14 protein-coding genes are annotated in these 12,376 nt (G+C 61.4%); 12 read left to right on the plus strand and 2 right to left on the minus strand.

The features are described 5' to 3' along the window. The first annotated feature begins 249 nt into the window (after window positions 1-249). From PW792_16335 to PW792_16350, 4 genes are all read left to right on the plus strand, one after another. Window positions 250-1,551: a class I SAM-dependent rRNA methyltransferase gene (locus PW792_16335; protein MDE1163493.1), complete on the plus strand. Its 1,302-nt coding sequence runs from the start codon at window positions 250-252 to the stop codon at window positions 1,549-1,551. 252 nt (window positions 1,552-1,803) lie between these two features. Then, window positions 1,804-3,810 (plus strand): hypothetical protein, encoded by a 2,007-nt coding sequence (locus PW792_16340; protein ID MDE1163494.1) that lies wholly within the window; start codon window positions 1,804-1,806, stop codon window positions 3,808-3,810. A 96-nt stretch (window positions 3,811-3,906) separates the two neighbouring features. Further along, window positions 3,907-4,494 (plus strand): GNAT family N-acetyltransferase, encoded by a 588-nt coding sequence (locus tag PW792_16345; protein MDE1163495.1) that lies wholly within the window; start codon window positions 3,907-3,909, stop codon window positions 4,492-4,494. Between the two features lie 101 nt (window positions 4,495-4,595). Continuing rightward, window positions 4,596-5,051 (plus strand): MmcQ/YjbR family DNA-binding protein, encoded by a 456-nt coding sequence (locus PW792_16350; protein MDE1163496.1) that lies wholly within the window; start codon window positions 4,596-4,598, stop codon window positions 5,049-5,051. Here the strand turns inward: PW792_16350 and PW792_16355 are convergent. After that, window positions 5,041-5,442, minus strand: a complete 402-nt coding sequence (locus PW792_16355) for a DoxX family protein (GenBank protein ID MDE1163497.1) — start codon at window positions 5,440-5,442, stop codon at window positions 5,041-5,043. The two genes, PW792_16350 and PW792_16355, sit on opposite strands and share 11 nt — an antisense overlap. Before the next feature lie 158 nt (window positions 5,443-5,600). On the opposite strand from PW792_16355, the gene PW792_16360 reads away from it, so the two are divergent. The 8 genes from PW792_16360 to PW792_16395 all read left to right on the plus strand — a co-directional run bounded on the left by PW792_16360 (window position 5,601) and on the right by PW792_16395 (window position 11,206). Then, on the plus strand, window positions 5,601-6,533 hold the full coding sequence (locus PW792_16360; GenBank protein MDE1163498.1) for an SDR family NAD(P)-dependent oxidoreductase: 933 nt from the start codon (window positions 5,601-5,603) through the stop codon (window positions 6,531-6,533). Between the two features lie 19 nt (window positions 6,534-6,552). Continuing rightward, on the plus strand, window positions 6,553-7,392 hold the full coding sequence (locus PW792_16365) for a hypothetical protein (protein ID MDE1163499.1): 840 nt from the start codon (window positions 6,553-6,555) through the stop codon (window positions 7,390-7,392). Window positions 7,393-7,594: 202 nt separating this feature from the next. After that, a complete protein-coding gene (gene fabZ / locus PW792_16370; protein ID MDE1163500.1) occupies window positions 7,595-8,116 on the plus strand; it encodes a 3-hydroxyacyl-ACP dehydratase FabZ in 522 nt (173 codons plus the stop codon). 104 nt (window positions 8,117-8,220) lie between these two features. Further along, entirely contained in the window at window positions 8,221-9,024 is an 804-nt protein-coding gene (gene lpxA, locus PW792_16375) for an acyl-ACP--UDP-N-acetylglucosamine O-acyltransferase (protein ID MDE1163501.1), read from the plus strand. Between the two features lie 38 nt (window positions 9,025-9,062). Further along, entirely contained in the window at window positions 9,063-9,431 is a 369-nt protein-coding gene (locus tag PW792_16380; GenBank protein MDE1163502.1) for a type II toxin-antitoxin system RelE/ParE family toxin, read from the plus strand. Further along, window positions 9,428-9,754, plus strand: a complete 327-nt coding sequence (locus PW792_16385; protein MDE1163503.1) for a DNA-binding transcriptional regulator — start codon at window positions 9,428-9,430, stop codon at window positions 9,752-9,754. Before PW792_16380 ends, PW792_16385 begins: the two co-directional genes overlap by 4 nt. Next, complete coding sequence (gene lpxI, locus PW792_16390) at window positions 9,751-10,638, plus strand: UDP-2,3-diacylglucosamine diphosphatase LpxI (protein ID MDE1163504.1); 888 nt, start codon at window positions 9,751-9,753, stop codon at window positions 10,636-10,638. Before PW792_16385 ends, lpxI begins: the two co-directional genes overlap by 4 nt. A gap of 43 nt (window positions 10,639-10,681) precedes the next feature. Then, window positions 10,682-11,206, plus strand: a complete 525-nt coding sequence (locus tag PW792_16395; protein ID MDE1163505.1) for a peroxiredoxin — start codon at window positions 10,682-10,684, stop codon at window positions 11,204-11,206. An 84-nt stretch (window positions 11,207-11,290) separates the two neighbouring features. Here PW792_16395 and PW792_16400 read toward each other — a convergent pair whose 3' ends face one another. After that, entirely contained in the window at window positions 11,291-12,214 is a 924-nt protein-coding gene (locus PW792_16400) for a hypothetical protein (protein MDE1163506.1), read from the minus strand. Between the last annotated feature and the right edge of the window lie 162 nt (window positions 12,215-12,376).

Raw genomic sequence — 12,376 nt, forward strand, 5'->3', positions numbered from 1 at the left:
CTCTTTCTGGCGAGGAAAGCTGCTTCAGGAAAGACCTTCTCCCAGATCTTTTCATTCTGTTTTTTTGAGGGTATTTCAATGGTTATTCCAGCTCAACCCAGGCTTTTAAGCCCCAGCGGCCTGCTCAAAATGCCACCCATCACTGTCTCTGTTTTTCTCGTGCGCGAGATGGCGGAGCGTAGCATCACGGCTTCCTGCATGGAACGCAGCACGCGATAAACCCAGCCATCCCGGTACACTGGATTAGCTGTGAACTCCGAACCCCAAACCCTCCCCCTGCTGAAAGTTACCCGCCGTGCCGCCGAGCGCCTTCGCGCTGGCCACCTCTGGGTCTACCGCTCCGACGCTGAACTTCCCGAACCTGCGCCTGCCCCCGGCTCGCTGGTTGAAGTTACCGACGCACGCAACGCCGTCCTTGGCACAGCACTCTTTTCGTCCACTTCGCAGATCATCGCTCGCCTCGTCTCGCCGGAACATGGCGTCACGCGCGAGCTCTATCTCCAGCAGCTTGCCGAACGCATCGACGAAGCCTTTGCCCGCCGCGCCATCATCGCGCCGCTGGGAGTACACACCACCGCGCAGCGTCTGCTCTTCTCTGAAGCCGACAACACGCCCGGCATCATCGCCGACCGCTACGGCGAACTCGTGCTCGTGCAGTTGCTCACGCAGGGCACAGCGCAGGACGACGTCCGTGCCGTCGTCGTCGCGTCCATGCGCAAGCACCTCGAGCAAAACGAAGCCGCGCTCACGATGTGGGAGCGTCCCGACCCCAAGATTCGCGAACTTGAAGAGCTCGCACCGCCGCCGAACGATGGCCTGCTCTACTCCAACCAGCCGGACAAACCCACAACGGCGACCTTCGCGCTCAACGACCTGAGCTACCACTACTCGGCCGCAACCGGCCAGAAGACAGGCGCGTTCCTCGATCAGCGTCTGAACTACGCCGCCGCTGCCGCGCACGTGAAGGCCAGCGGACTGACCGGCCGAGCACTCGACGTCTGCACCTATCAGGGCGGCTTCGCGCTGCACCTTGCCACGGTCTGCGAGCACGTCACCGGTATCGACCAGTCGCACGGCGCGCTCGAGACGGCCGATTGGAACCTTTCCCTGAACCCGCAACTCGCAGGCCGCGTGGACTGGATCGAGGCCGACGCCTTCGACCTGCTGCGCGCCTTCGACGATGCCCACAACAAGCCCGATCCGCGCAATCCGGAGCTTCCGCTGGACGTCGCCACAGGCTTTGACGCCATCGTGCTCGACCCACCGGCGTTCGCCAAGTCCAAGCGGGCGCTCGCGGGCGCTCTGCGCGGCTACAAGGAGCTGAACCTGCGTGCCATGCGCCTGCTGAACCCCGGCGGAACGCTGATCACAAACTCCTGCTCCCACCACGTTTCGCTCGCAGAGTTCATGGAAACCGTGGCCTCCGCCGCCAGGGATGCAGGACGTCGTGTTCAGCTCATCGAAACACGTGCCGCAGCCCCCGATCACCCCGAGGTACTCGCGTTACCCGAAACGAGTTACCTCAAGTGCCTGATCCTGCGCGTGGAGTAAACCTTGGGTGTTGATCACTTTCCAAATAGTCCTTCTATTTCGGGAAGCAGTAACCAAATCCCCTGCCTCTTATGGAGACAGGGGATTTTTCTGCCCGCAAAGGCCTGTTTGCTGCAATCTGCGAGTAATTGAAAACAAGTACTGTCGTCCGCAGCCACTGCACCCAACGTTGAATGGTTTCAATTTAGGTTAGTCCTGACCCTAGCTATAGGCCGCCAAAGTGCCGTCGCCAGCTACTTCAAGGACAACGTAATGATTCGCTCTGCTGTATTGTTTTTCTCTCTCTGCATGTGTGTTGCTACCACCGGCTGTGGGATTACCGGGGCCGCCGTGGGCGGACCAAACGATGAAATCCAGGGCTCCCTGATGGGTGGCCAACAACCGATCTCCGGCGCGACCATTACGGTCTGGCAGGCAGGCTCCACAGGCTACGGCCAGGGAGCGACCAAAATGGCTTCGACCACTACCGATGCCAACGGAAACTTCAGCTTCGCCAGCAGCTCCTACACCTGCACCAGCTCCAACGCGCCCATGTACCTGACAGGCGCAGGTGGCAACCCCGGCGGCGGTACCAACGCCAACGTCATGCAGCTTGCCGTCATCGGCCCCTGCCAGGCTGGCCGCACCTCTTTCTTCGTGATGAACGAAGTCTCCACGGCAGCTGCGGCTATCGTGCTGGCACCGTACATGAGCCCCACCCTTGGTTCCAGCGCGACGCCTGACATCGGCGCAACATGCTCGGGCTGCGCCTCCGGCACCTTCAACAAGGGCCTGCTTTCGGCCATGAATGAAACGCTGCCGGCGGTGCTGACAAAGAGCAGCGGACAGGCTGTGGCCACACACACCACCAGCGCAGGCATCACGGTAACGACCGAAGCCGCGAAGATTAACTCCATCGCGAACATTCTGGCCGTGTGCGTAAACACGACAGGACAGACCTCCTCCACCGAGACTTCGAGCGGGTGCGGGCAGCTCTTCAAATACACCACGCCTTCCGACGCAACCACGCGTCCGTACACAACCCTGCAGGCCGCGTTGATGATGGCGCTGTATCCGTACCAGAACGTCTCCTCGCTCTACAACACGACACCTCCCACGCCTCCCTTCACAGGGCTCACCGCCGCGCCTTCCGACTGGACCGTCGCTGTCTCGTACACCTCCTCCGCCTTCGGCCTGGGAGTGAACCCGGCGACAAGCAGCACGATGAGTGTCGATGCCAACGGCAGCGTCTGGTTCCCAACCAATACCGCGTCCTCCCATGGGCTGGCGTACTTTGATCCCACGGACCAGAGCTTCCACGGCCCGTATGCCACAACGCTGACGCACCCGCAGTATGTTGCCGTCAGCAACACGACAACACCCAGCGTTTACGGCAACGACTCCACCTCCGGACACGTCGGTGGAACCTCCATCTCATCTCCTACGACGACCGGCACCTCCTACGCCACAGGCGACGGATCCACGCTGGTCTCCACGGGCCCTCTCTTCGTCGACAACGACGGGAACGTCGCCTTCGCCGGAATGAAGACGGCAACCACCGCAACCAACTACGTTCTGCTCAGCACAGCCAGCACGACCAAGAACATTGGCGGCAGCAACACCTTTGCGACCATCCCCACGGCCTACAGCGGCTACCCCGCTACAGACTACGGGCTCGCTGGAGCTGCCGGTAACGGTGCCAGCTCAGCGTGCTACGGCATGTACCTGTATGGCAACAGCAGCGACACCGGCACCTCGGTTTCCAGCAACACACTGCTCAGCACCTCTTCGAGCCCTTGCGTTGCGGGCGGCGTTGCCATGGACTACCAGAGCACGAACGACTGGGACTACGTGATGACAGCCAGCACGCTCAACCAGTTCTGCACCGTCCGCAAGGGCTGCACAACGTACAGCAACGGTATGAGCACGCCGATGGGTGTCGCGTTCGACAGCGCCAACCGCGCATGGATCGCCAATGCGGGCAATGCTTCGGTGAGCATCCTTGACGTGACGCTCTCCTCCAACGGAGCCACCTACACCGCCCCCTCCTCCGTGGCATACCAGCACGGCACCAGTCACGGCGGCACGGCGACAAAGCCATACGGCATCGCCATCGATGGCAGTGGAAACGTGTGGCTGAGCAACGCAGGCTGCACCACGGCGAGCTGCTCGGCCACGTCTTTCACGCTGACAGAAATTCTCGGCGCGGCCTCGCCCGTCATCACGCCTCTCAGCACCGTCTTCAAGAACAGCAGCTTCAACACCCTGCCAACCAATTAACCCGGCAGGACACGCAACAACCAACGGCGAAGACCGCAAGCAGGTCTTCGCCGTTTTTGCTTTTAGCCGTAAGCCTGGGCGAGACTCAACAGTGGCATGAACCAACCCATCTCCACCGCAACCCCTACAGGCCTCACCGCCGACTCGCCAGAGATCGTAACGCTGCGCCGCGCCACCGCCGCAGATGCCGCCGCGCTCGCGCTGGTAGGCAGTGCGACGTTCCTCGAGGCGTACACCTGGATGCTTCCCGGCGCGGACATCATCGACTTCTGCGCCACGCACCACACGGCCGCGAAGTATGCCGAGTATCTCGCGCAACCCACCACACGCATCACCCTCGCCGTCGCTGGCGTGGATGCTCCGGTAGGCTACGCGATGCTCTCCGCGCCCGACCTGCCCACCGCCACGACCAGCAACGAAGACATCGAGCTCAAGCGCATCTACCTCTTCTCGCGCTTTCGCAGCCATCTGGTCGAAGGCATCAAAGCCTCACAGGCGTTGATGAGCGCCGCGATCAGCGACGCTCGTGCGTTGGGAGCAAAGCGGCTGCTGCTCGGCACCCACGCGAGCAACGCCCGGGCCATCGCCTTCTATCGCCGTAACGGCTTCGAGATCGTGGGTACGCGCACGTTCCAGGTTGGCGAACAGACTTGCTCTGACTACATCCTCGGACGCGCTCTCTAAAAAACAAAAGAAGACACTCGACGCCAGCTCCGCGAAGTTTCGCCACGAATCCCTGCGCTTCCACACCTCTTCCTCTCATGCCCTTCGCCTACACTTCTTCCATGAACGCCGAACGAGCCCGAGAGTTCCTGCTGACGCTGCCGCATGTGGTCGAGACCACGCAGTGGGGCGACAACCTCGTCTTCTGGGTGGGGGACAAGCGGCTGGGTGGCAAGATGTTTGCGCTTCTCGACCTCGACGGCGAACTCTCGCACGGTGTCGCATGCTGGGCCGCGGGGCCGGAGCGCTTCCACGAACTCGTTGAGCAGGAGGGCCTCTTCCCCGCACGCTATCTTGCGCGGGCCCACTGGGTCGCAGCCCGCCAGTGGACGGCGCTGCGCGATCGCGAGTGGCAGGACGAACTGCGCGCAGCCTGCGCCATCGTCCACGACAAGCTGCCAAAGCGCGTACAGGCCGCGCTTCTGCTCCCCGCACGCGAGCAGCAGAAGCTCTTCCGCGAACGAGAGACCAAGGCCGCGCCCGCTGCCGCAAAGAAGCCCCGCAAGCCTAAAGCGTAGGCTGCTCGCGCGTGCTGAGGATGCCGGTGAAGCTTTCGCGGTAGGCAAAGACCAGCACCAGTTCCAGCACCGTCGCCACCAGCCCGGGAGCCATCTCGTGTCCGCCGGTCAGGAACAGGTGGAAGCACAGGATGTTCACCGTAATGGGGCACAGGATGCAGAGCCCAAGCGGCAGCGTTCCGCCAAAGAGCACCAGCAGACCACCGATCAACTGCCCGGCACCCACCACCTTCATCCACCCGGACACCATCATGACGGCGTGAAACTTGCCCACGAGAGAATCCGCCGGAGGCATCGGCCCCATGGGCAGAAATGGATGAAGGATGTTCGCGCCGAAGACAACGAACATGAGGCCAAGCAAAACGCGACAGACCAAGGCAACGATCTTCATGGAGAGGAACTCGCTTTCACGCACGCTGGCAGGCGTGGCGCATAAGATAAAGAAACTTCGGGCCCCGCGCACGCAACGTCATGAACGCTTGCCGTAAGCCTGAACGACGCATCCAAGCTATGCAAGCAAAATCTCACTCAATGGAGTCACCGCAGGTAATGGACGGAATCAAGCTCTCGCTCGAAGGCAAAGTCGCACTCGTCACCGGAGGCTCCCGCGGCATCGGCGCAGCCACTGTGCGACTCTTCCGCCAGGCCGGAGCGCGCGTCGTCTTCAGCTATCGCCTGCGAGTGGCAGAAGCCGAGGCTCTCGTAGCAGAGTGCGGTGGCAGCGAGTTCTGCCACGCCGTGCAGCAGGATCTCTCCTCCATCCTCGAAGGACAGGCCCTTGTGCAGGCCGCCATCTCCGCCTTCGGTCGCGTGGACTGCCTGATCGTGAACCACGGCGTCTGGCCGCCGCATGACCAACCCATCGACTCCATGCCCGCGCAGCAGTGGCGCTCCACGCTCGGCATCAACCTCGACAGCACCTTCGGGCTGGTGCAGGCGGCGACCGCACACATGCTCTCGCGCGGCGAAGCCAGCGACCCCACCACGGAACTCGGCGCACACCGCTTCGGCTCCGGCCTGCCCACCGCGGAAACCGTTGCGGAAGAAACCGTCGATGCGACCGAACTGCTCGAAGAGCGCGTCTACAGCGACCACATCCACTACGACGCACCGGCCAGCGGCCCGCTCGGCCACATCGTCCTCGTCGCCTCCACCGCAGCGCAGCGCGGCGAGGCCTTCCACGCTGACTATGCCGCCAGCAAAGGCGCACTGCTTTCGTTCACCAAGAGCCTCTCGAGCGAACTCGCCCCGCAGGGCATTCTCGCCAACTGCGTCGCTCCTGGCTGGGTCTCGACCGAGATGTCGGCTGGAACCCTGGAAGACCCAATCGCGTCCAAGAAAGCGCTGGGACTGATTCCTCTCGGCCGCGCGGCCGACCCCGAAGAGATCGCCGGGCCCATCTTGTTCCTTTGCACGCCGTGGGCAGGCTTCGTCTCTGGAGAGATCTTCAACGTCAACGGCGGCGCTGTACTCGTCGGCTAACACCCTGCAAGGATCCTCAATGCGCCTCCGTCACCTGCTGCTCGCCGCTGCTCTCGTCACCACACCGCTGCTCTCGCACGCGCAGGCCTCGGCGCTGCCTTCGGCCACGCCCAACCCGCCGGATAACACCGGCGAACGTGGCCGCAAGCTGCTGGACCAGATGATCGATGCGATGGGCGGCGAGAAGTGGATGCATCGCGGCGCGTGGGCCGAGTACGGCAAAGCCGCCAGCTTCTACAAAGGCCTGCCAAACCCTTACATCTCCGAGTTTGAGGAGTACATCCGCCTGCGGCCCTACGCACAGCGCGTTGTCATCGTCTCCAAGCAGGGTGTATTCATCCCCACCAGTAAGCGCGACGTGGCTGAAATCTTCACCGGCGACAAAGGCTACGAGGTTACCTACAAGGGCAAGAAGCCGCTGCCGAAGGAGGTCGTTGAAGAGTACAAACTGCGCCGCTCCCACGCGCTGGACGTGCTCGTGCTCGACTGGCTGAAGCAGCCCGGCCTCATCATCACCTACGACGGCTCGGACGTCGTCGATCGTAAGCTCGCCGACAAGATCACGCTGATGACCGCGACCAATGACACGGCCTCGCTCTACCTCGATGAAGGAACGCACCTGCCCATGAGTTGCACCTTCCAGAGCCGCAACGAGACCTACAAGGACTTCGACACCTGGACCGAGCAATACAACGACTGGCACACCTTCAACGGAGTTGAAACACCGATGACCATCACTCGTCTGAAGAACGGCGACATGGTCGCCCAGCGCTTTCTCACGCGCATCGACTACGACAAGCCTCTGCCCGACGACACCTTTGATCCCGACCGCCCCCTGCTAAAGAAAGTGAAGAAATAGCGCACCGGTAAGACATTAGAAAGGACAAGACACTAGACATCAGGGAGCGCAGAAGCCTCTCCCATGTAAGTCCCTCAGGCCCCCGGCACATATCGCCTCCCTGAAGCCGAGCGAAGCTCTAATGTCTAACGTCTCGCGGTCTAATGTCTCCCGCCCCCGTCCGCAGCCCACATTCGGGGCAAACTTGATATTCTGACCAGCGATGAGTGATTCCACTACACCCGAAGTTGTCGCGGAGCAGACTCCCGCAAAACAGACCATGGACATCGTTGAAATCATGTCCATCCTGCCGCACCGCTACCCGTTCCTGCTGATCGACCGCGTGGTCGAAATGGAGCGCAAGCAGCGCATCGTCGCGATCAAGAACGTGACGATGAACGAGCCGCACTTCACCGGCCACTTCCCCGATTACCCGATCATGCCAGGAGTGCTGCAGATCGAAGCGATGGCACAGGCAGGCGGCGCTCTGCTGCTGACCGAAATCCCCGATCGCGCCGACAAGCTGATGGTCTTCACCGGCATCGAAGAAGCGAAGTTCCGCCGCCCCGTTACCCCGGGCGACCAGCTCCGCATTGAGGTCACCGTGGTGAACTGGCGCTCGCGTGCCGTGAAGATGGCAGGCGTCATCACCGTGGATGGCAAGCCGGTTTCAGAAGCGACGATCACCTGCCAGCTCGTTCCGCGTCCGCGCAAGACCGAAGCTGTAGCTGAACCGCAGGCATAAGCGCTTACGTTACAGGTGAGGCAGGAACGGTAGGTCACGGCTTCAGCCGTGACATCCGCTACCGAAAACGATCGCGGCTTTAGCCGCTGAGGTAAGAACGGACGATGAGCATTCATCCCACCGCGAGCATTCACCCCACGGCCATCGTCGCCGATGGCGCGGTGATCGGCGCAGACTGCAAGATCGGCCCCTTCTGCACCGTCGGTGCCAACGTCACGCTGGGCGACGAGTGTGAGCTGATCTCGCACGTCGTGCTCGACGGCCACACCATCTTCGGCAAGAAGAACCGCATCTACTCGTTCGCTTGTCTGGGCATCGCACCGCAGGACCTGAAGTACAACAACGAGCCCACGCAGCTCCTCGTTGGCGACGGCAACGACATCCGCGAGTACGTCACCATCTCGCGCGGCACGGTCGGCGGCGGCGGCATCACACGCCTCGGCTCAAACTGCCTCGTCATGGCGTACGTCCACATCGGCCACGACTCCGTAATCGGCAACGGCTGCATTCTGCCGAACGGCGCCACGCTGGCGGGCCACGTCACGGTGGAGGACTTCGCCGTCCTCAGCGCCAACGCACCGGTGCACCAGTTCTGCACGATCGGCCGTTACGCCTACATCGGCGGCGGCACGACGATCACGCAGGACGTGCTGCCCTACTCGCTGACCTCGGTCGAACGCAAGAACCATGCCTACGGCCTGAATAAGGTCGGCCTGCAACGCCGCGGCTTCACAGCCGAAGAGCTTCGCGAGCTGCAATCGGCGATGCGCTCGCTCACCAGCGGCAAGCTGAACACCACGCAGGCCTGCGAACAGATCACCGACATGGTCGAATCCGGCGGCGCGGGCGAGCACGTAAAGTACCTGCTCGACTTCGTGAAGAAGAGCGAACGCGGAGTCATCAAATAACGAATGCATCTATAGCACGGAGTGCTATACTTCGTTCCGTGCTTCGAATCTTCAAAAGCCGCGAGTTTGCTCGTTTTGCAAAGCGCTCCGGGCTTAGTGATCAAGCATTGCTTCATGCCGTGGAGCAGGTTGAGAGCGGATTAATCGATGCAGACCTTGGCGGCGGGGTCTACAAGCAGCGCGTTGCAAGGCCCGGCAAAGGAAAGTCTGGCGGGTTTCGAACCATTCTTCTGATGCGTGCCGGTGAGCTGATTCTTTTCGTGGATGGTTTTGCCAAAAGCGAAAGAGACAACATCACGACCGAGGAGCTCCTCGCTTTCCGGATGGTGGCGAAGGGTCTCCTTTACGACAAACAAAAACTTGCAGAAGCAGTCGAACGCAAAGTTCTCGTGGAGATAAAGCGATGACGATCAAAGCAGCGGTATACAAGAGCAAACGTCTGGGGACGGCTCATCGACTTGCCAAGGAACTCAGTGACGCTGGCATGTTGGAGAAGCGCACTATGCGCGATCTCGACACACTCTGCCTCACGCCTGCCAGGCCACTTACACCGAGCAAGATTGTTTCTATCCGCCGTCGCGAAAAGGCCAGCCAGGCGGTCTTTGCCTTCCACCTGGGCGTGACGGTCAGCCTTATCTCTCAATGGGAGCGCGGAGAAAAGAAGCCCAGCGGACCATCGCTGAAGCTGCTCGCACTCGTAGAGAAGAACGGCCTCGACTGGGTCGCATGAGCAAGCACTCCCACATCGATAGGAATGCGCTCGGTCTCATCGCCGGTAACGGACGCTTCCCCTTCCTGCTGCTCGACGCAGCGCGTGCTTACGGCCTGCGCGTCGTGGTGGCTGCCATCAAGGAAGAGACCGATCTTGAGATCGACGCGCGTGCTACAGCTGATCCTGAAAACATCCGCGTTCACTGGCTCTCGCTTGGCGAACTCTCCAAACTCATCGAGACCTTCCAGCGCGAAGGCGTCGCGAACGCCGTGATGGCCGGGCAGGTGAAACACAAGCAGATCTTCTCCTCCATCCGCCCCGACTGGCGACTCGCCAAGCTGCTGCTGAACCTGCGCACGCGCTCCACGGACATGCTGCTCGGCGCGGTTGCCAAGGTGCTCGAAGACGAAGGCATCCATCTCGTCTCCTCCACCGCCTACCTCGAGCCCATGCTCGCGCCCGCAGGGGTGCTCACACGGCGCGCGCCCGACGAAACCGAACTCGGCGACATCGCCTACGGCCTGAACGTCGCGCGCGGAATCGCTGGCTTCGACCTCGGGCAGACCGTCGTCATCGCCGCGGGAGCCTGCGTCGCCGTCGAGGCCATGGAAGGCACAGACGCCACCATTCTGCGCGCAGGCGAGCTCTTCCGCACACTCGACGCCGAAGCCAGCACGCTCGAGCGCAAACTCACCGTCGTGAAGGTCGCCAAACCGAAGCAGGACATGCGATTCGACGTCCCCGTGTGCGGCGTGCCGACGATCGAGACCATGAAGGCCGCAAGAGCCACCTGCCTCTGCATCGAAGCTGGCCGCACCCTGCTCTTCGACCGCGAAGCCATGGTCGCAGCCGCCGACGCGGCCGGGATCAGCATCGTGGCAGAACCAGCGCCTGCCCTTTAGTCGCTCCAGCACAGTAGAATCTCCAGCAAGGAGATCTCCCACCATGCACCTCCGCAAAATTCTCGCTGCCACGCTGCTGTCGCTGACGCCGCTAGCCGCCGTTGCCGCCACGCTGCCCATTGGGGCCGTCGCACCGAACTTCACGCTGCCCAACCAGGAGAACAAGCCCGTCTCGCTCGCCGACTACAAGGGCAAGTGGGTCGTGCTCTACTTCTACCCCAAGGACCAGACCTCCGGCTGCTCGAAGGAAGCGCATAACTTCCAGGGCGATCTGCCCAAGTACGAAGCCGCCAACGCGGTCGTCCTCGGCGTCTCGCTCGACACCGTCGAGAGCCACAAGACCTGGTGCACCAAGGACGGCTTCTCCTTCAAGATGCTCGCCGACCCCGACCACAAGGTGGTGGACGCGTACGGCGTGCCGGTGAAGAGCTTCAACGGAGCAAGCTACGCGCAGCGTGACACCTTCCTCATCTCGCCCCAGGGTAAGGTCGTCAAGAGCTGGGAGGTTCACGACATCGCGAACCACTCCACCGAAGTGCTGGCAACGATCGCCGCAGAAAAGAAGTAGCTCAAAGCGCCTCACAGATAGCAGCAGACGCAAAAGCGCCCGGCCGAAGCCGGGCGCTTTTGCTTGCCTGTTGTGGTTGTAAGACTACTTCTTAGCAGCAGTCTTCTTGGCAGCCTTCTTCGGAGCGGCCTTCTTCGCGACAACCTTCTTCGCGACAGCCTTCTTGACGGCCTTCTTCGGAGCGACCTTCTTCGCGACAACCTTCTTCGCGACGGCCTTCTTCACTGCCTTCTTCGCGACAACCTTCTTCGCGACCGCCTTCTTCGGTGCAGCCTTCTTCACAGCCTTCTTCGTTGCCAAGGTCTTACCTCTCATAGTTGAGTTTTTGGTGCTGGTGCTCTTGTTGCCAACTGCCTTCTTAGGGGCAGCCTTACCGCCGCGCAGAGCACCGGACTTCTTCGCGGCAGAACTTGTAATCTTCTTCGCAGCCTTCTTCGGCGCAATCTTCTTGGCAGCTTTCTTAGGAGCTACCTTCTTTGCGACCTTCTTCGGAGCGGCTTTCTTCACAGCCTTTTTCGGAGCGACCTTCTTGGGTGCTACCTTCTTCGGGGCGATTTTCTTGGCAGCCTTCTTGGGTGCCGCTTTTTTAGCAGTCGCTTTCTTCGGAGCCGCCTTTTTCGGTGCTGCTTTCTTGGGCGCTACCTTCTTCGGGGTTGCCTTCTTGGCAGCCTTCTTCGCCACCGGCTTTACGGCAGCAGCCGAAGCCTTCAATGCTTCACCCACAGTGCTCTCTGTTTCGCTCGGCACCGGCTCAGCCGACATCGTCTCTGCAGGCTCGTAGCTGTCCACCGGATTCGAAGGCGCAGCACTCAGCTCCGCTTCTTCCGCGTGATTGCTTGAAGCCGCCGGCTCATCGTCTTCGACGATCGAGCTCACCGCACGCGTCGTGCTGAACTCTTCCTCTTCGTCCTCGTCATCGAGTTCCGGCTCAAGGTCGTCGTTGTCTTCTTCCGGTTCCTGATCGTCGTATGCGGCAGCGTACAGCTTGATGGTTTCGTCTTCGTGCATCGTTTCCCCGTCTCCGTGCGTTTGTTGCAATCGCTCTAGCGTTTCGACGCTTGCCGTCTCTATCCGACTTCGTTCGCCGTGTGTACTTCTTGCAAAGCAACACACACTGCACGGAAGCTTAGCAACAGGATTACGCGCGGTGCAATGAAATAGCAAGAGCCT

The sequence above is a fragment of the Acidobacteriaceae bacterium genome, from assembly GCA_028283655.1.
Classification (GTDB): domain Bacteria; phylum Acidobacteriota; class Terriglobia; order Terriglobales; family Acidobacteriaceae; genus Granulicella.